General features: G+C 67.3%; 12 protein-coding genes. 6 read left to right on the forward strand and 6 right to left on the reverse strand.

Translation table 11 applies throughout. The features are described from left to right. The first annotated feature begins 2 nt into the window (after positions 1 to 2). Both QM707_RS14755 and QM707_RS14760 read left to right on the forward strand, forming a co-directional pair. Entirely contained in the window at positions 3 to 2,591 is a 2,589-nt protein-coding gene (locus QM707_RS14755; protein ID WP_415002638.1) for an EAL domain-containing protein, read from the forward strand. A gap of 84 nt (positions 2,592 to 2,675) precedes the next feature. Further along, a complete protein-coding gene (locus tag QM707_RS14760; protein ID WP_415002639.1) occupies positions 2,676 to 4,445 on the forward strand; it encodes a DUF885 domain-containing protein in 1,770 nt (589 codons plus the stop codon). A gap of 87 nt (positions 4,446 to 4,532) precedes the next feature. Here QM707_RS14760 and QM707_RS14765 read toward each other — a convergent pair whose 3' ends face one another. Continuing rightward, the gene (locus QM707_RS14765) at positions 4,533 to 5,600 is read right to left on the reverse strand and encodes a cyclic nucleotide-binding domain-containing protein (RefSeq protein ID WP_415002640.1); all 1,068 of its coding nucleotides are present in this window, start codon (positions 5,598 to 5,600) and stop codon (positions 4,533 to 4,535) included. A 108-nt stretch (positions 5,601 to 5,708) separates the two neighbouring features. Then, positions 5,709 to 8,084 carry a prolyl oligopeptidase family serine peptidase gene (locus QM707_RS14770; protein WP_415002641.1) on the reverse strand — a complete coding sequence of 792 codons (2,376 nt, stop codon included), beginning with the start codon at positions 8,082 to 8,084 and terminating at the stop codon, positions 5,709 to 5,711. A 141-nt stretch (positions 8,085 to 8,225) separates the two neighbouring features. On the opposite strand from QM707_RS14770, the gene QM707_RS14775 reads away from it, so the two are divergent. Continuing rightward, a complete protein-coding gene (locus tag QM707_RS14775) occupies positions 8,226 to 8,495 on the forward strand; it encodes a YcgL domain-containing protein (protein WP_415002642.1) in 270 nt (89 codons plus the stop codon). Beyond that, entirely contained in the window at positions 8,488 to 11,778 is a 3,291-nt protein-coding gene (locus QM707_RS14780) for an ankyrin repeat domain-containing protein (RefSeq protein ID WP_415002643.1), read from the forward strand. Before QM707_RS14775 ends, QM707_RS14780 begins: the two co-directional genes overlap by 8 nt. Positions 11,779 to 11,792: 14 nt before the next feature. On the opposite strand, the gene QM707_RS14785 is transcribed toward QM707_RS14780, so the two are convergent. Further along, entirely contained in the window at positions 11,793 to 12,374 is a 582-nt protein-coding gene (locus tag QM707_RS14785) for a hypothetical protein (RefSeq protein ID WP_415002644.1), read from the reverse strand. After that, the gene (locus QM707_RS14790) at positions 12,371 to 14,218 is read right to left on the reverse strand and encodes a monovalent cation:proton antiporter-2 (CPA2) family protein (RefSeq protein WP_415002645.1); all 1,848 of its coding nucleotides are present in this window, start codon (positions 14,216 to 14,218) and stop codon (positions 12,371 to 12,373) included. The genes QM707_RS14785 and QM707_RS14790 overlap by 4 nt, the downstream gene beginning before the upstream one ends. Before the next feature lie 47 nt (positions 14,219 to 14,265). On the opposite strand from QM707_RS14790, the gene QM707_RS14795 reads away from it, so the two are divergent. Continuing rightward, the gene (locus QM707_RS14795) at positions 14,266 to 15,165 is read left to right on the forward strand and encodes a hypothetical protein (protein WP_415002646.1); all 900 of its coding nucleotides are present in this window, start codon (positions 14,266 to 14,268) and stop codon (positions 15,163 to 15,165) included. A gap of 73 nt (positions 15,166 to 15,238) precedes the next feature. On the opposite strand, the gene rho is transcribed toward QM707_RS14795, so the two are convergent. Both rho and trxA read right to left on the reverse strand, forming a co-directional pair. Next, entirely contained in the window at positions 15,239 to 17,014 is a 1,776-nt protein-coding gene (gene rho, locus QM707_RS14800) for a transcription termination factor Rho (RefSeq protein WP_415002813.1), read from the reverse strand. Between the two features lie 50 nt (positions 17,015 to 17,064). After that, entirely contained in the window at positions 17,065 to 17,391 is a 327-nt protein-coding gene (gene trxA, locus QM707_RS14805) for a thioredoxin TrxA (protein ID WP_415002647.1), read from the reverse strand. A 172-nt stretch (positions 17,392 to 17,563) separates the two neighbouring features. On the opposite strand from trxA, the gene rhlB reads away from it, so the two are divergent. Then, positions 17,564 to 19,216, forward strand: a complete 1,653-nt coding sequence (gene rhlB / locus QM707_RS14810; protein ID WP_415002648.1) for an ATP-dependent RNA helicase RhlB — start codon at positions 17,564 to 17,566, stop codon at positions 19,214 to 19,216. Positions 19,217 to 19,219 lie beyond the last annotated feature (3 nt).

Here is a 19,219-nt window from a genome sequence, read left to right on the forward strand (position 1 = left end):
CGATGGCTTCGTCCGAGCCGCTGCGCGTACTCCTGGTCGAGGACAGCGTCGCCGACGCCGAGATGATCGCGCGTGCGCTGAAGGGGCTGGCGCCGGAGATGAGCGTGCATCGGGTGGTCGACGAACCGGGCCTGCGCGAGGCCCTGGAGCGCTTCTCGCCGCACATCGTGCTTTGCGATTATTCGATGCCCGGGTTCGGCGGGCAGGATGCGCTTCGCGTCGTCACGACCATGGCGCCCGACCTGCCCTTCATCTTCGTCTCCGGCACGATCGGCGAAGAAGTGGCCATCGACGCGCTGCAGCGCGGCGCCGCCGACTATGTGCTGAAGGAGAACCTGCGCCGCCTGCAGCCGGCCATCGAGCGCGCGCTGCGCGTTGGCCAGGAACGCAGCGAACGCCTGCGCATCGAGCGCGCCCTGCGCGCCAGCGAGGAGCGCTTCCGCGCGATCGTCGAAAGCACGGCGGACTGGATGTGGGAGATGGACCAGCACGGCGTGCTGACCTACAGCAACGGCAGCGTCGCCGGCATCCTCGGTTACGCGCCGGAGGAGCTGATCGGGCGGGACGGCCTGGCGCGGCTGGCGGCGGAGGACCGCGCCGATGCCGAAGCGCTGCTGTCGGCGCCACGAACACGTCGCGAAGGCTGGCGCAACTGGATTCTGCGCTGGCGCCATCGCGACGGCAGCATCCGTTTCCTGGAAAGCACGGCGCAACCGCGGCACGACGAGAACGGCGCCCATGCCGGCTACCGCGGCGTGGATCGCGACGTGACGCTGCGCATCCAGCAGGAGGCGAGGATCGCGCAGCTCGGGAGAATCCATGCCGTGCTGGCTGCCTTGGGCAATGCGGTGTTGCGGTCGCGAGACACCGATGCGCTGTTCGATACCGTCTGCCGCGTCGCGGTGGAGCAAGGACTGTTCCGTGCCGCGTTGATCGCGCTGCGTTCGCCCGACGACACCTTGCGCGTCGGCAGCAGCGCCGGCGACGCGCGCATCATCAAGGCCCTGAAGAAGAACGGGCCCTTGCCCCTGGATTCCGACGATCTGGCCCGGCGCCCTGCCGTTCGCGCGCTCAGCGAGGGCCGGCGCATCATCGTTCGCGATTGCGCCCGGGCCGATGTCGATACGACCTGGCGCGAGGTGATGGCCTCCAGCGGCATCGTGTCGCACATCGCGCTTCCGATCGGCCGGCCAGCCTGGGGCGTGCTCGGCCTGTATTCGGAGACGCCGCAGGAGTTCGACGAAGCGGAGATCGAATTGCTCGAGCGCCTGACCGCCGAGATCGACTACGCCCAGGATTTCATCGCCAAGAGCGAGCGCCTCGAGTACCTCGCCTATCACAACCCGGACACCGGCTTCCCGAATCGCGCGGCATTCCAGGATCGCCTGGCGGCGCGCATCGCCCGTGGCCAGCAGGTCGTGGCGATGGTCCAGCTGGAACGCCTTCGCCATTACGGCCAGAGCCGCGGCCGCGGCTTCGCCGGCCGCTTCCTCCAGCAGGCGGGCGAGCGCTTGCGCGGCTTGTTGCCCGCCGGCGCGCTGTTCTCGCAGCCCGACGACGACGTGTTCATGTTCGCCTATCCGGACGATCGCGATATCGGCGACTGCGTCGCGGATGTCGAAGGGTTGATGCAGCGCGCCGCCTCCCTCGCTTTCAAGGTGGACGGCGAGGAAGTTCGAGTGGAGTTGCGCGGCGCCGTGCTGCTGGCGCCGACCCAGGAGCTCGCACCGGATGCGATCGAGCGCAGCCTGTCCAGCGTGCTGGCCGATGTCGGCGATCGCGATCGTCGCCTGCGCATGTTCACCGAAGAGACGCGTTCGCGCCTGGATAGGCGCATCCAACTCGAACGCGACCTGCGCCTGGCCCTGCAGACGGGCGGGTTCGAGCTGTTCGTGCAACCGAAGTTCGCGGCGGCGACCCAGCGCCTGGTGGGCGCCGAGGCCTTGCTGCGTTGGCGGCATCCGCAGCGTGGCCTCGTCGGCCCCGACGAGTTCATCGCCGTGCTGGAGGAGTCCGGCCTGATCGTCGAAGTCGGCGCATGGGTAAGGCAGCGGGCGCTTGCCATCACCCGGCATTGGCACGAGCTCGGCCACCTGGACCTGCGCCTGGCGGTGAACGTATCGGCGCGCGAGCTGCGGCAGCTCGATTTCGTCGCCCAGTGCGAGGCCTTGCTCGGCCCGCTCACCGGCGAGCACAACCTCGACATCGAGATCACCGAAAGCCTGCTGATGGACGACATCGGCCACAGCATCCAGGTGCTGCAGAAGCTGCGCGAACTCGGTTTCCGAATCGCCATCGACGATTTCGGCACCGGCTATTCGTCGTTGAACTACCTTTCGCGCCTGCCGACCGACGCATTGAAGATCGATCGCAGCTTCGTGGCCTTGCTGGCATTGAGCCCCGACACCCTGTCCCTGGTGACGCAGGTCATCGGCCTGGCGCATTCGCTCGGCCTGCGCGTGGTGGCCGAAGGCGTCGAGGACGAGGAACAGGCCAAGCTGCTGCGCCTGCTGCGCTGCGACGAGCTGCAGGGTTATTTCGTCGGGGTGCCCATGCCCCTGGAAGAATTCGAGCAGCGCTTCCTGCATTGACCTGGCGCGGGGCCTGACTTCCGACGCATTGCCCCCGCCGGCGCCGGTGCGCTAGCGTCGGCATCTCGTCCATCGGGGAAGTCCATGAAACCGTATCTGATCGCGCTGGCCTTCTGCGCCGCGAGCGCCTCCGCAGCCGCGGCTCCGGCGGCGCCCACCGAAAAACCGTGGGTCACCGCGAGCAACGCCCACACGCTGGAGGTGATGAAGGCGCAGGCCGTCTTCGAACCCGAAGGCGCATCCGGCGCCGGCCTCACGCAGTACGACGGCCTGGCGATGGATATCGGGCCCGACATCAATGCGCGTTCGATCGCGGCCTCGGAGAAGCTGCTGACGCAGCTGCGCCAGCAGCTCGCGGCGGAGAAGGACGGCAATGTCCGGCAGGACCTGCAGATCCTGATCTCTTCGGTCGAAGACGACATCGCCGGCACGCGCCTGGGCGAGAAATACAACCTGCCCTGGTTCGACGTTCCGCAGTTCGTCTTCGGCAACATCCAGGGCCTGCTCGACAAGCAGATTCCGGAAGCGCGCCGCGGCAAGGCGCTCGAACTGCTGCAGCGATACACCGGTGTCTATCCCGGCAGCACGCCGCTGATCGAACAGGCGAAGGCGCGTTTCGACGAGAAGCTGGCGACGCCCGGCCTGCTCGGGCCAGTGAAGGGCCGCGTCGAACAATCCCTGACGAACGTGCCGACCTACATCAAGGGCATCCGCGAGCTGTTCGCCGAATACGGCATCCAGGGCGGCGAGCCGGCTCTGGACGCGATGGAGAAGCAGTTCAACGACTACGTGGCCTGGGTCAATGCCAAGGTCATGCCGCGCACGCGCACGGATTTCCGCCTGCCGCCCGAGCTCTATGCCTATCGCCTCAAGCGCGTCGGCATCGACATCGATCCGCGCGTACTGATCGAACGCGCCCAGCTCGAATACATGGAAACGCGCGCGGCGATGCAGGCGCTGGCGCCGGTGGTGGCCAAGGCCAAGGGCCTGAACGCGACCGACTACCGCGACGTGATCCGCCAGCTCAAGAAGGACACGATCCCGAACGACCAGCTCGAAGCCCGCTACAAGGACGTCAACACGGCGCTGGAGGCGGCGATCGCGCGCGAAGGCGTGGTGGCCTTGCCGAAACGGCCGATGGTGATGCGCCTGGCGTCCGAAGCCGAGTCGGCCGCGCAGCCGGCGCCGCATATGCAGCCGCCGCCGCTGATCGGAAATACCGGCGAGCAGGGCCAGTTCGTGCTGCCGGTGGGCAATCCGGCCGCCAGCGGCAAGGGCGAGGCCTACGACGATTTCAATTTCCCCGCCGCGGCCTGGACCTTGAGCGCGCACGAAGGACGCCCCGGCCACGAGCTGCAGTTCACCGCGATGGTCGAGCGCGGCGTTTCGCAGGCGCGCAGCCTGTACGCATTCAACAGCGTCAACGTCGAAGGCTGGGCGCTGTATGCCGAAGCGGAGATGGTGCCGTCGGAACCGCCGGAAGGGCAGATGATCGCCTTGCAGTTCCGCCTGCTGCGCGCCGCGCGCGCGATGCTCGATCCGATGTTGAACCTCGGCCTGATCTCGCGCGCCGACGCCGGCAAGGTGTTGACCGACGAAGTGATGCTGTCGGCGGCGATGGCGCGACAGGAGCTCGATCGCTACACACTGCGTTCGCCCGGCCAGGCCGGCAGCTACTTCTACGGTTACGCGCGCATCCTGCAGTTGCGCGCCGAGACCGAGCTGGCCCTGGGCGCGAAATTCGACCGGCTCGCTTTCAACAACTTCCTGCTCGATCAGGGCCTGCTGCCGCCGGACCTGCTGGCGAAGGCCGTGCGCGAGGAATTCGTGCCGGCGCAGAAGGCGAAAAAGTAGTTTTCACGAACGCCCGAAGCGTCGAGACACAGGCCCGGCATTCGCCGGGCCTGTTCTTTTCCACCGTCGGCAAGCGGATGAATCGGGTCAGTTCGCCGCGCCGGCGTAGATGCGCAGGCATAGCGCGCGGGCGAGGTTGCGCAGCATCTTCATCGCCACCAGCGGCTGTTCCTGTGCGAACATCTCGAAGTCGGCGGGCGAGAAAACCAGCAGGCGGCTCGGCGCGATCGCGCTGACGTCGGCGCTGCGTCGCGTACGCGCCAGGAAACCGCCTTCGCCGAAGATCTGCCCGGCCCCGAGGGTCGCGCGCACCTGGCGCGCGCCGCGCACGTTGCCCGAGACTTCCACCGCGCCATCGAGGATCAGGTAAAGATCGCGGTCGCTGCCGCCGCGCCGCATCAGGCATTCGCCAGCCCGGCAGTCGATCGTCTGCGCAGCCGTCAGCAGGCCCTCGCGTTCCTCCTCGTCCAGATCGGCCAGTAGCAGGGGCGCGACCGCGTTCCAGCTCGCCACCAGGCTGTCCATGAACTCGATCGCGTCCTGCGCGCGCGCGCCCGACGGCCGGCAGTATTCGGGAAACTCCAGGTCGAACCACTCCGGCAGGTCGAAGTTCGGCGGATGTTGCCGGGCGCCGTCGAGCAGGGGCGAGCGCACCAGTTCAAGATGCGACCAGTCGCCGGCGATCAGGGCCATCGGCAGGCGGAAGCCCGAACGCGTTTCGCTGCCCGGCCCGATCCGCCGCCAACCCATCACTTCGGCGAAACCGGCGAGGTAGGGCGGGCAACTGAGGAAGATGACTTCGCCTCCCCCGGCGCGGAAATCGGCGTAGACGGCTTCGGTCAGGCACAGGATGGCCGCGCCGGTGGTCTGGTCCGGATCGGCGCGCAGGTCGGTCAGGACCGTCTGGGTGGCGACCGGTACCGGGAAGCGTGCGCTGCCGTAATGATTGCTGCGCGGATCGGCTTCGGCGAGACGATCCATCGCCACCAGATGCATGCCGGCGACGAGTCGGTCGCCGGCGAACACGGCGTAGTCCGTGCCGTGCGCACTGCCGGCGCCGTCGCCCACCGCCGGCACGCCGCCGGCGATGCGCGGCAACGAGGCCAGGGCGTCCCGTTCTTCGGCATCGCGGACGATGCGCGCTTGCAGTTCCATCGGCTTCTCCCCCGATCAGCGATGGCAGGAGTCGATTGGAGCGCGTTACGGGCCCGAACGCAATGACGGGCCCGAAGGCCCGTCATCCCGCCCGCCGATGGTCCTGTTCTACTTCAGCGTGCGCTCGAACAACTGGTAGATGCGGCGGTACTCGTCGTACCAGGCATCGGGCTGCACGAAGCTGTGGCGTTCGAGCGGATACGAGGCCAGTTCCCAGTGGTCCTTCTTCAGTTCGATCAGGCGCTGCGCCAGACGCACCGAGTCCTGGTAGAAGACGTTGTCGTCGATCATGCCGTGGCAGATCAGCAGGTGACCGCGGAGCTCCTGCGCGTATTCGATCGGCGAGGACTTGCGATAGGCCTCGGGATCGAGCTCCGGCGTGTTGAGGATGTTCGAGGTGTATTCGTGGTTGTAGCTGGTCCAGTCGCTGACCGGGCGCAGCGCGGCGCCGGCGACGAAGGTTTCCGGTGCGCGGAACAGGCCCATGAAAGCCATGAAGCCGCCGTAGCTGCCGCCGTAGATGCCGACCTTGGCGGCATCGCCCTGCTGCTTTTCCACCATCCACTTCACGCCGTCGAGGTAATCCTCGAGCTCCGGATGACCCATCTGGCGATAGATCGCCGTGCGCCAGGCGCGGCCGTAGCCTTCCGAGGCGCGGTAGTCCATGTCGAGCACGACATAGCCCTGCTGCACGAGCAGGTTATGGAACATCTGTTCGCGATAGTAGTTCGGATAGCGCGAGGAAACGTTCTGCAGATAACCGGCGCCGTGCACGAACATCACGACCGGATACTTCTTGCCGGGTTCGAGCTGCGCCGGACGGTAGAGCTTGGCCCAGACCACGCCGGCGCCATGCGTCGACGGCACCTGCACGTATTGCGGCTGGATCCAGTTGCGCGCCTTGAAACCGGCCGTGCGCGTATCGGTCAGGCGCGTCGCTTCGCCGCCGCTGACCGGCACCACGGCCGCCTGGGGCGGCATGTAGCTCGACGAATAACGCACCAGCAGCTTGCCGCCGTCGGGCGAAAGGCTGAAATCCTCGACGCCGTCGAGCGCCGTGAGTTCGCGCGCCGCGCCGCCGCTACGCGCGACCGAACACACCTCGTAATCGCCGGGCCACTTCTGGTTGCAGACGAAATAGGCGGTGGCACCGTCGGCCGACCATTGCACCGACGAGGCTTCCCACGCCCCCGAGGTCAATGCGCTCGCCTTGCCGTTGGACAGCGTGTACAGATGCGAATAACCGCTTTCTTCCGACAGGTACCACAGCGTGCGGTTGTCGGGCAGCCAGCCGAAATCGTTGAAGTTCCAGTTGATCCAGGCCGGGTCGGTCAGGCGGTGCAGCGAACGCAGCTTGCCGCCGGCGAAATCGACGCCGGCGATCCAGCGGTCCTTGTTGTCGATGGCGCGGATCTGCACGGCGAGCTGACTGCCGTCGGCGCTCCAGCGAATCGTCGCGGCGCCGGCGTTGTCGCCTTCGTTGACCACGCGCACCGCACGATTGCCTTTCAGCGCGTCCAGTTTCTGCGCCGCGCGCATCGCCGCCATCGGATCGGTGGCGATGCCGGGCAGGCTGTCGTAGGCGATGTCGCGCTGGCTGCCATCGGACAGGTCGACCAGCTTCATGCGCTGCGCAACGGGCCAGTTGCGGCCGACGCGCGTGCGTACGTCCTCCATTTCCTCGTAACCCGACTCGGTGACGTACTTCGGCATCTTGCCCGCGCGGCCGGTATCGGCGTCCTTGTCCGACAGCACCAGCAGCAACCAGCGACCGTTGGGCGACAGCGAGCTGGCGTCGATCTGCACGCCGGCACCGACGTAGACCGGCGCGATCGCGCGGGTCGGATCGCTTTCGCGCAAGGTCTTGCCGCGCGCGCGCTGCGCTTCGCGATCGTCCTTCATGCGTTGCAGCGTGCTGCTCAGGCGCAACTGCTGCTCGCGCAGCAGGTCCTTGCCGGGCGCGGCGGTCGGGTCCTTCTCGGCGCGCGGCAGCGCCACCGGCACGGCGATGCGTTCGGCCGGGTTCCAGCGATACCAGTTGTTGTCGACGCGGAACTGCACCGTGCGCCCGTCGGAGGCGTATTGCGCATCGGCCTCGGTTTCGGCGCTGCGCGAGATCTGGGTCAGCGTGCCGCTGGAGAGGTCGCGTTCGAAGACGTCGCCGTTGCGCACGAACAAAGCGCGACGGCGATCGCTGCTTATGGTCAAACCGGCGACGTCGATGCCCGACAGCTCCGTGTCCTTGATCACGGCGGCCGCGCTGCCGTCGATCGATTGCACGTAGGTGTCGGTGATCGGCGAGCCGGCGCGCTTGAGCGGATAGTGCACGCGGCGACTGTCCCAGGCCCACCAGGCCGAATTCACCGGCGGGCCGATCCAGTCGGGATGCGCCATGCTCTGGTCGAGGGTGATGGGCGTGGGCGCGGTTTGCGCCAACGCGGGCGCAGCAGCGAGCAGCGCGAGGACGACAGGACTCAGGCGCATGGGAAACGGGCTCCGGAACAAAACGCAAGGGTAACAAACCCCCGCCGCAGGTCTGCCCCCGGAAGTCATGCCTGAACGCGGCGATGCTTCCGCCTGCCGCGGTTTGCCGCCACAATTCGCCATCCCCCGCGCGGTCGCGACATGCTCGCCTACGTCTACAAATCCCTGCGCAAGCCCGACACCTACTTGTACCTGCGCGAGAAGGACGCTTTCGCCCTCGTGCCCGACGCGATCCTGGCGCCCCTCGGGCAGCTGGCCCTGGTGTTGCAAGTGGACTTGCAGGAAGGCCGCCGGCTGGCGCGCGAAGACAGCGCGGTCGTACGGCGGAACCTGGTCTCGTTGGGCTTCCATCTGCAAAGGCCGGAAACGGTGCTCGACCCGCTGGTGAGCGGAGGCGTCGGCGATGGTTGAGTCCCGGCGCGGCCCCTGGCCCTGGGTCGCTCTGGCGCTGGGTCTGGCGCTCGCCTCCTGCGCGGCCTGGCAGGTAACGCCCTGGATGTTGCTCGCCCTGGCGGCAGCGCAGCCCTTGATCGTGTTGGGCTGGAGCGGCGTGCGCGGCACGCGTCCGCCGGCGCCGCTGCGCGAATGGGCGACCGAAGCGTTTTCATTGCTTTCCCTGTGGGGGATGGCGTTTCTGTTCACGGCCTTGGTCGTGGCCTGGCCGCTGGAGTCCCTGCGCGAGAGCGGCAGCTTGCCGGCAGCGCTTGGGCTGAGCCTTTGCATCGGCTTCGTTTTGCTCGGTCTTTGGCGCCTGTGGCCGGCCTTCGCCCTGGCGGCGACGCAGCGCCAGGGATTCCCGGCATTGATGGCGGCGGCCAGTCGCGAGGGCGGGCGCGAATCCCTGCGCGGGCTCGGCGTGGCCCTGATGGTTTTCGTCGTGCTCGCGGCCGGACTGGTGCTGTGCTGGTCGGGCCCGCTGTTGCCGAGCTTGCATTTTCCTTTCGCCTTGTCCTTCCCCTTGCTGTGTCTGGTCGTGCATGCCGGCCTGCATGCGTTGAGCGCGCCGACCACGGCGAGCGCGACGAGCCCCGCGAAGGAAGAGGCGCAAACGGCCGCCGAGCCGTTGCCGGAAACCCTGGCCAGCGTGCCGGTCGAAGACCGGCTGTTCGCGGCACTGCGCGCCGGCAAGATCGAGGCGGCGCTGGGCGCGCTGCGCGAAGGCGCGAACCCGAACGCGCGGCCGGACCCCGGCGATCGCGACCAGCGGACCTTGCCGATGCTGGCGGTGCTGCACGGCGACCTGCGCCTGCTGCGCGAACTGATCGCGCGCGGCATCGATCTCAATCTCCGGCACGGAGGCTTGACGCCTTTGCTCGCTGCGACGCGCGACAGTTGGCATGGTCGTCCGGAAGCGGTGATGACCCTGCTGGCCAACGGTGCCGACCCGCGCACGGCCGATGGCGAAGGCAATACCTCCCTGCACCACGCGGCGCGCAGTACCGACGCCGCGGTCGCGGCTCTGCTGCTCGATGCCGGCGCGCAGATCGATGCGCTCAACAACGAAGGTTACAGCCCGCTCGGCCTGGCTTGCGAAGCGGCGAACTGGCGCCTGGCGCGTTTCCTGATCGAGCACGGCGCCAAACCCGAGCCCGCGGATGGTCAGCCGGCCCTGCTCGCCGCGGCGTCCGGCGAAGACGATCCCGTCGGCGTGCAACTGCTGTTGCGGCACAAGGCGCGTGTCGACGCGCGCGGGCAGGGACAACGCACTGCGCTGATGCAGGCCTGTGCCGTCGGCAATGCCGACGTCGTCAGCGCTTTGCTCGAAGCCGGGGCGGATCGCAACGCGCAGGATGCGGAGCGTCGTACGCCGTTGCTGGAAGCCGCGCGCAACGGGCATTCCGAAGTGCTCGCCCGGCTCGCGCCCAGCAAGCCGGATGCGCGGGCGGTGGACACGGATGGCGCCAACGCGCTGCTGCTGGCTTGTCGCGCCGGTGCGACGCCCGATTTCCTGCGCCATCTGATGGCGCTGGGCGTCGATGCCTTGCAACCGGACGCGCGCGGCATGCGCGCGATCGACGAAGCGATTGCGCACGGCCGCTGGCCGCTGGTCGCGGTGCTCGACCCGGACTATCCCCTGCCCAGCAACGTCGCCGAAGGCCTGACCGCCGGGCACTTCGAAAAAACGTCGAGCGAGTTGTTGCGCGAAGCGCTGTCCTCGCGGCGCTGGGAATCGGCGGTGGCGATGCTGCGCCTCGGCGTCGGTCCTGGCGAGAACGCCATGGCGCAGATGCTCATCGAATTCTCCAGCGAGAACGATCTGGCGGTGTTCGACTGGTTGCGACGCCACGGCGCGTCGGCCGACACCTTGTACGACGGCCACGACAGCGCTTTCTTCCATCTTCTCGATCGCGGCGGACATGCCTTACCCGCATTGGTCCGCCTGCTAGAACACGGGCAGGCGGTCGGCGGCACCGGCGGCCTGGCGCGCTACCTGCGCGCCTGCTTCGGCAGCGAGCACATCAACCGCAGTTACGAACAGTTCGCGCTGATGCTGCTCGAGCGCGGCGCCGATGCCTTCTCGCCGCCGTCCGGCCAGGATCCGCCGGTGATATTGGCGATCCGGCTCGGCTGGCAGCGCCTACTCGAAGCCGCGCTCGCGGCCGGCGTCGACCCGAACCAGCGCGATGCGCGCGGCTACACGGCGGTGCACGTCGCCGCTTCGCTCGGCCGCGAAAGCGCCTTGCGCGCCTTGATCAAGCATGGTGCGCTGGCCGATGCGCGCGCCCCGGACGGACAGACCGCCCTGGGCATGGCGCTCGCGGCCGGCCGCCGAGACCTCAGCCATTGGCTGGAGTGGCGAGGTTGGAACTTGCCGGGACGTCGCTTGCAAGCGGCCGATCTGCCGGCAGCGGCGATGGCCGGTGCGGCCGAAGCCGTGCAGCGCCTGCTCGATCTGGACTTGCCGATCGACGCGGTCGACCACCAGGGTTGCACGGCCCTGCTGCGCGCGGCGGGCGGCGGTCATCTTTCCATCGTCGAAAGCCTGATCGCGCGCGGCGCCGATCTGCAGGCGAGCGCACGCACCGGCGCGACGCCGCTGTCGGCGGCCATCAGCATGCGGCATGGCGCCGTCGTCGAAGCCCTGTTGCAATCCGGCGCCGATCCGAACCGCAGCCTGCCCGGTGGCGTGACGCCGCTGATGCTGGCCTGCGCGTTGGGCCTGCCCGAGATTTCCGCCCGCCTGCTCGCGCGCGGCGCCGGCATCGAAGCGGTCGACGACCAGGGACACAGCGCTCTGCATTGCGCCGCGCTGCATGCCTTCACCGCGCGGGACCGCGTGCGTGCCCTGGCCCTGTTCGACCTGTTGCTGCAGGCCGAACTGCCGGCCGACGGCGCGACCGCGCAAGGACATACGCCAGTGATGCTGCTGCTCGGTGCCCGCGCCGAAGCGGGCGCGGCCTGCGACGAAGAAGTGCTGATGGCCGTGCTCGACCGCCTGCTGACCGAAGGCGTGTCGCTCGACAGCCAGGATCGCCGCGGCCTGACCGTGCTGCACCTCGCCGCGCAGCATGGCTTGCTTCGCGTCGTGCAACGCCTGTTGCGCGAAGGCGCCGATCGTCAGCGCCGCGATGCGCTGGGCCGCACGCCGCAGGAGCTGGCCCTGCTGCGCGGTTACGTCGACATCGCGGCCGAGTTCGAATCCAGCGGTCGCCTCACGGCGCCGTCGCTGGCGCGCTTCCTGCGCGATCGCTGAAGTATCGCGACGGGTTATTCGACGCAGGCCAGGCTGTCGTCCTTGCCGATCACCTGGCCATCGCCCAGGATCACCTGGAAGATGGGATACGGCCACATCTCGTAAGAGCTCTGGTGCGCACCGATCGGGCAACTCGACGTGGCGTACAGCTGCTCGGCGTCCAGCGGCATGATGCCCATGCGAAAACGGATCGTCTGGTCGAAGGGATTGGACAGGGCCAGAAGCATTCCGCCGTCTTCATGCTGGGTGAAGGTCGCCGTCAGTGTCTTCTCGGGGTGCAGAACCGTTTCCACCACGCGCATGTTGGCCAGCTTCCCTTCGACGAGGTCCGCTTCCACGTGCAGCGTCTGCCCGGCGACCACGGTGATCCCGAACGACTGGATCGCTGCAGGAAAGACCGGGAACGTGTTCTCGTAAACGCTGCCGTCCTTCTTCTTCAGGCTGACGCGCAAGTTGCGTTGGCAAGGGGCGTTTTCGCATAGGCGCTTTTCCACCTCCGCTTCGGGGACTTTCGCGCCCAGGGTTCCGTGCGCGCCGCTCGCGCCAGTAAGCAAGCAAGCCGATGCGGCCAGTGTCAGGGCCAGGATGTTTTTCATGTCGTGCCGGGAGCCTCGTTGGAACCGGTTTCGCGCTTTGCCCCCGATTGTTCGCCGCCGGGCAGCGACGGACCCGCATCGGCCTCGAAAAGCTTTTCGAGATCCTTCAGCGCCTGCTGCGAATTGGCGATCAGGGCCGCTTCGTCGTCGAAGATCAGATATTGCTCGCGCAGCACGCGTTCGTCGTGCTGGCGGAAGCTCTCGCGGCGTTCGCGTGCGACGTCCTCCGGCACGCCGAGCGCACCCATCACCTGCTCGGCCATTTCCAGGCTGGAATGGAAGGTTTCGCGGATCACCTCGACGCCGAGGTCCATCAGCTTGAACGCGTGCTGGCGATTGCGCGCCCGTGCGAACACCTTCAGGTTCGGGTACTGCCGGCGCAACAGGCGTGCGGTGCGGACGGTCGTATCGGGATCGTCCGTGGTCAGCACGAAGACTTCGGCGCGCTCGGCATGCGCGGCGCGCAGCAGCTCGGGTTTCGAGGGGTCGCCGAAATAGATCATCGTGCCGAAGCGGCGCGACAGCTCCACCTGTTCGGTATTGTTCTCGAGCGCGGTGAACGGGATCTTCTGCGCGCGCAGCATGCGGCCGACGATCTGCCCCATGCGCCCGAAGCCGGCGATGATGACGCGCGGGTTCTCGTGGTCGATGGGGTCGGGTGCACGTTCTTCCTTCTTCTCGGGATGCTGCATCAACCAGTTCGACATCGCGATGACCAACAGCGGCGTCGCCGCCATGCTCAAGCCGACGATCGCGACGAGGCGGTCGCGCAAGGGGTCGTCGATCAGCCCGACGCGGAAGGATTCGTTGAACACCACGAAGGCGAATTCACCGCCGAGCGCCAGCACGGCGCCGAGCATCAGGGCCTCGCGCAGGGGCAGGCGACCGGGGCGCCAACCGATCAGCACCAGCACCAGCATCTTGATCAACAGCAGGCTGGCGACGCCGATGGCGATCGTCCCCGGTTCGGCCGCGACCTTCTGCAGGTCGATGCTCATGCCGACGGCGATGAAGAACAGGCCGAGCAGCAGGCCCTTGAACGGCTCGATCTGCGCTTCGAGCTCGTGGCGGAATTCGGAATCGGCCAGCAGTACGCCGGCGAGGAAGGCACCGAGGCCCATGGACAGGCCGCCGAACTGCATCAGCCAGGCGGTGCCGACGACGACCAGCAACGAGGTGGCGGTGAACACTTCCGACATCTTCGTCCAGGCGACGGCGCGGAACAGTTGCCGCAGTACCAGACGGCCGCCGATCACGACCAGCGCGATCATGCCGATCGCCTTCAGCACCGAGCCCCAGGCCGGCGCCGATTGCGACGCCGCTTTCGCTTCGCCGAGCAGCGGGATCAGCGCCAGCAACGGGATGGCGACGAGGTCCTGCAGCAACAGGATCGCGAACGCGGTCCTACCGTAGCCGGTCGTGAGCTCCTTGCGTTCGGCCAGGATCTGCAGGCCGACGGCGGTGGAAGACAGGGCGAGTCCGAGACCGATGACGAGGTCGGTCTTCCAGCCCAGGCCCATGACGGCGGCGACGCCGCCGAGCACGAGCGCGCTCAGCGCTACTTGCATGCCGCCGGTGCCGAAGACCTGGCGTCGCATCACCCACAGGCGCGACGGCGACAGTTCCAGGCCGATCACGAACAGCAGCATCACGACGCCGAGTTCCGACACGGCCATCGTGCTTTCGGCGTGCTTGACCAGCTTGAAACCGTAAGGCCCCATCACGGCGCCGGCGACGAGATAGCCCAGCACCGCGCCGAGACCGAAGCGCCGGAACAGCGGCACGGCGATCACCGCCGACAGCAGGAAGATGAGGATCAGCTCGAGATTGCCCTGTTCGTGCATGCGCGCCTCCTGCCCCGATTATGCCTGCGGAAGACGCCCGCGATACCATGACGACGAACCATTCGGGAGAACCGGCCTTGAAGCGACTCGGCGCGATGCTGTTGGCCATTGGCCTGGCGATTTCGGGCCAGGCGTTTGCCGACGAACCTGCGCCGAAGACGACGGGCGGTGTGCAGGTCGTGTTGGCGATGAGTCTCGACGGCTGGGTGGATGTGGACGCCGGCGGCAAGGTGGTCGGTTACGGAACGGATGTTCCCGTTCCGGAAGAACTGCGCGCGAATGTCGATCGCGCCGTCCGGGCCTGGCTGTTCGAGCCCGTTCCCCTGCGCGAAGGAAAGATGGCGGCGCGAACGCGCATGCGGCTGACGCTGCGGGCCGAGCCACAGGGGCAGGGTTACGTCGCGCGCATCGAGGATGTTCTTTTCCTGGCCGATCCGGCCGCGGAAGCGGCAGCGGTCTCGGGCACGCCGGCGCCTATCGTCATCAAGAGCACGCGAAAGCCGAGGATGATGTTGGGCGGCATTGCCACGGGCACCTTGATCGCGATCAAGGTAGGACTCGACGGGCGCGTCGAGGATGCCGTGGCGGTGCAGAGCGTGGTGATGGACGACGCCAAAGCGGCGTTCATGTCGGTGATGGGGCCGGTCGAGAAGTCCATGATCGAAGCGGTCAAAAAATGGAAGTTCCGCGTGGATTTCGCAGGACGCGTGCCGACGCCGGAAATGCAGACCGTGTTGGTCGGGATGTTTTTCAACCCGGACTTGACCGAAGCAGGCGTCGACCAAGGGGTGTGGCACCACATGGCGCTGTCGCCGCGGCGCCCGGTGCCCTGGCTGGCCGCCGACAGCGTGGCCAAGATGCTCGACGTCACCGAAACGCGAAATGGCGACATATTGCCCCTGGTCGTCGAGGGCCGAATGAGATTGCGTTCGGGCGTCGTCGAATAGAGCGTTCGCGGCGACCAGAAAAAACGCCGGCTTGCGCCGGCGTTTTTTGTTTCCGTCTTGCCGCGAAACGCGATCAGCGCTTCATCGACTGGAAGAACTCGTCGTTCGACTTGGTGTTCTTCATCTTGTCGAGCATGAATTCCATCGCCGCCAGCTCGTCCATCGGATGCAGGAGCTTGCGGAGGATCCAGATGCGCTGCAGCAGGTCCGGCTCGATCAGCAGTTCCTCGCGGCGAGTGCCGGAGCGGTTGATGTTGATGGCCGGGTAGACGCGCTTCTCGGCGATGCGGCGGTCCAAGTGCACTTCGGAGTTGCCGGTGCCCTTGAACTCTTCGTAGATCACCTCGTCCATCTTCGAGCCGGTGTCGATCAGCGCGGTGGCGATGATGGTCAGCGAACCGCCTTCCTCGACGTTGCGGGCGGCGCCGAAGAAGCGCTTCGGACGGTGCAGGGCATTGGCGTCGACGCCGCCGGTGAGCACTTTGCCGGACGAGGGTACGACGTTGTTGTAGGCGCGGGCGAGGCGGGTGATCGAGTCGAGCATGATCACGACGTCGCGCTTGTGCTCGACCAGGCGCTTGGCGCGCTCGATCACCATCTCGGCGACCTGCACATGACGCGCGGCCGGTTCGTCGAAGGTCGAGCTGATCACTTCGCCGCGCACGGTGCGCTGCATTTCCGTCACTTCTTCCGGACGCTCGTCGATCAGCAGGACGATCAGGTGCACGTCCGGATGGTTGTGGATGATGGCCTGGGCGATGTTCTGCATCATCATCGTCTTGCCGGCCTTGGGCGGCGAAACGATCAGCGCGCGCTGGCCTTTGCCCTGCGGCGCCATCAGATCCATGATGCGGCCGGTGATGTCTTCCGACGAGCCGTTGCCGCGTTCGAGAGTGAACTTGCGGCGCGGGAACAGCGGCGTCAGGTTCTCGAACAGCACCTTGTTCTTCGACGCTTCCAACGGCTCGCCGTTGATGGTGTCGAGGATGTTCAGCGCGACGTAGCGCTCGCCGTCCTTCGGCGAACGGATGCGGCCGGAGATATGGTCGCCGGTGCGCAGGTTGAAGCGGCGGATCTGGCTCGGCGAGATGTAGACGTCGTCCGGGCCGGCGAGGTAGCTGGCGTCGGCGCTGCGCAGGAAGCCGTAGCCGTCGGGCAGGATTTCCAGCACGCCGTCGCCGGCGACGCCGTTCGGATGGCGGGTCAGCACTTTCAGCAGGGCGAAGGTGACGTCCTGCTTGCGCATGCGCGCGACGCCTTCGTGCAGGTTCAACTGCTCGGCGATCTCCAGCAGGCGATGCGCCGGCATGCGCTTGAGGTCGTTCAAGCTGTAAGTCGGGAAGCCCGGCGGCAGCTGCGGCGGCTGATAGGGCTGGCGTTCGTAGCGTTCGCCATTGCCATCGCCATCGCCATTGTCGCCGCCGCCTTCGTTGCCCTGGCCGCGTTGTTCGCGATAGCGGTCGCGGCGTTCGCGGAAGCGTTCGCGACGCATCTGGCTGCGGCTCTTGTAGCCTTCCTCGCCAGGCTGCGGTGCGCGCTGGTCGCCGGCGTTGTCGTTGTCGCCGCCGGAAGGTTCGCGCACTTCGGCGACGATCGGCGCCGGTTCCGGCGCGCTGGGCGCGGCGGGCGTTTCGGCGATGGCTTCGGCAGGAGCTTGGGTACGCGGCTTGCGGCCGCGCTTCACGGCGGGTGCGCCGGTTTCGGTCTCGTTTTCGGACACGGATGAAATCCTCGCGGATGCGAGTCGGGGAAGAAGGGGGGCTTGCAGAAGAGCGGCGCAGGGCGCCTGGCTGGGACTAACGCTAACACCGCGTGCGGGCGGCGCACAAGCTGGGGCTGAATCCTCGATTCAGCGGATCCGGCCCATGGCGGGCCGGATCGGGGATCGGGAAGGGCCGATCAGACTGCCTTGTCGATGAACTGCGCCAGCTGGGCCTTGCCCACGGCGCCGACCTGGGTCGAATGCACGGCGCCGCCCTTGAACAGCATCAGGGTCGGGATGCCACGGACCGCGTACTGGCGCGGCACCTTCGGGTTGTGGTCGATGTTGAGCTTCACGACCTTGACCTTGCCGGCATAGGTACCGGCCATCTCGTCGACGATCGGGCCGATCATCTTGCAGGGAGCGCACCATTCGGCCCAGAAATCCACCAGCACCGGCACGTCGGACTTGAGGACTTCGGCCTCGAAGTCCGCATCGCCCACATGCGTAACCTGCTCACTCACGGGAAACTCCTGATTCTTTAGAAGGGGAAAGCGCCTGGTTCGGCGCTCTTGCCTGTTAAACTGGGGGTTCCATCGCCGAAATCAATCCGGCACCCCGTCCAAGTTGCTGGTCGCAGTTTGCGACCCGAGCGCGGCCCGCACAAGTGCGGCAGAACCGTGTCAATGAGTTCACATGTCCGATAAGCCACTGACCGATATAGCTTTTTCAAGTTTCGAACTGCAGCCCGCCGTACTTTCCGGCCTCGAAGCCGCCGGCTTCAGCCGCTGTACTCCCATTCAGGCCATGACCCTGCCGATCGCCTTGGCGGGCCGCGACGTCGCCGGCCAGGCCCAGACCGGTACGGGCAAGACCCTGGCCTTCCTGGTCGCCACCGTGAATCGCCTGCTGAGCCGTCCGGCCCTGGCGAACCGCGGCAATGCCGATCCGCGCGCGATGATCCTGGCGCCGACCCGCGAACTGGCCATCCAGATCCACAAGGATGCCGAGAAGTTCGCCGGCGGCCTCGGCCTGAAATTCGCCCTGGTCTACGGCGGCGTCGACTACGACAAGCAGCGCGAGATCCTGCAGCGCGGCGCCGACGTGATCATCGCCACGCCCGGCCGCCTCATCGACTACGTGCGCCAGGGCGTCGTGCACCTGCATGCCTGTGAAGTCTGCGTGCTCGACGAAGCCGACCGCATGTTCGACCTCGGCTTCATCAAGGACCTGCGCTTCCTGCTGCGCAAGTTGCCGGTGCGGACCGAACGCCAGACCCTGATGTTCTCGGCGACGCTGAGCCATCGCGTGCTCGAGCTCGCCTACGAGCACATGAACGAGCCGGAAAAGGTCATCGTCGAGGCGGAATTCGTCACTGCCGCCCGCGTCCGCCAAAAGATCTATTTCCCGGCGAACGAAGAGAAGCTGCCGTTGCTGATCGGCCTGCTGTCGCGCACCGAAGCCAATCGTACGATGGTCTTCGTCAACACCAAGGCCTGGGTCGAAAAAGTCGCCCGCGCCCTGGAGCGAGCGCATTACCGCGTCGGCGTGCTGTCGGGCGACGTGCCGCAGAAGAAGCGTCAGAGCCTGCTGGCGAAATTCCAGCGCGGCGAGCTCGAGATCCTGGTGGCGACCGACGTCGCCGCCCGCGGCCTGCATATCGACAACGTCAGCCACGTCTACAACTTCGACCTGCCGTTCGAGGCCGAGGACTACGTGCATCGCATCGGTCGCACCGCGCGCCTGGGCGCCGAAGGCGATGCGATCAGCTTCGCCTGCGAGATCTATGCGCAGGGCCTGCCGGCGATCGAGGCCTACATCGAGCAGAAGATCCCGGTCGAATCGGTGACGACCGAGGCCCTGACCGCGATCCCGCGCGCGCCGCGCGAACGCGCGGTGGGCGCCGACGGCGAGAAGGAAGAATCCATCGCCGACATCTTCCGCGAAGCCCGCGCCGAGCTCGAGGCCAGCGGTCGTGGCCCGAAATCGGGCGGCGGCCCCGGCGGCGGTCGACGGGAAGGTTCGCGTGGCCCGCGCCGCGATGGCGCACCGCGACGGGAAGGACAGCCACGACGTGAGGAACGCCCCGCCGCCGCTGCCAACGACGCGACGCGACCGGCACAGGACGGGCAGCCGCATTCGCCGCGCCCCGAAGGCGAGCGTTCGCGCAATCGCCGTCGTCGCGGCCCGCGCTCCGGCGAACAGGCGGCCGCGGCCGCATCGCCGGCGAGTGCGGTCATCACGACGAAGCTTCCCGCGACGCCACCGGTCGTCGGCGTTTCGAAGGAATCCTTCCTCAAGCGCATGGCGGCCAGGGTGAAGTCCTGGGTGGCGCTCTCGAAAGATTGACCG

The organism is Arenimonas sp. (assembly GCF_047602345.1).
Lineage (GTDB): Bacteria > Pseudomonadota > Gammaproteobacteria > Xanthomonadales > Xanthomonadaceae > Arenimonas.

Coding starts and splice junctions, on each gene's coding strand:
- QM707_RS14755 (WP_415002638.1), top strand. CDS start 3: ATGGCTTCGTCCGAGCCGCTGCGCGTACTCCTGGTCGAGGACAGCGTC.
- QM707_RS14760 (WP_415002639.1), top strand. CDS start 2,676: ATGAAACCGTATCTGATCGCGCTGGCCTTCTGCGCCGCGAGCGCCTCC.
- QM707_RS14765 (WP_415002640.1), bottom strand. CDS start 5,600: ATGGAACTGCAAGCGCGCATCGTCCGCGATGCCGAAGAACGGGACGCC.
- QM707_RS14770 (WP_415002641.1), bottom strand. CDS start 8,084: ATGCGCCTGAGTCCTGTCGTCCTCGCGCTGCTCGCTGCTGCGCCCGCG.
- QM707_RS14775 (WP_415002642.1), top strand. CDS start 8,226: ATGCTCGCCTACGTCTACAAATCCCTGCGCAAGCCCGACACCTACTTG.
- QM707_RS14780 (WP_415002643.1), top strand. CDS start 8,488: ATGGTTGAGTCCCGGCGCGGCCCCTGGCCCTGGGTCGCTCTGGCGCTG.
- QM707_RS14785 (WP_415002644.1), bottom strand. CDS start 12,374: ATGAAAAACATCCTGGCCCTGACACTGGCCGCATCGGCTTGCTTGCTT.
- QM707_RS14790 (WP_415002645.1), bottom strand. CDS start 14,218: ATGCACGAACAGGGCAATCTCGAGCTGATCCTCATCTTCCTGCTGTCG.
- QM707_RS14795 (WP_415002646.1), top strand. CDS start 14,266: ATGACGACGAACCATTCGGGAGAACCGGCCTTGAAGCGACTCGGCGCG.
- rhlB (WP_415002648.1), top strand. CDS start 17,564: ATGTCCGATAAGCCACTGACCGATATAGCTTTTTCAAGTTTCGAACTG.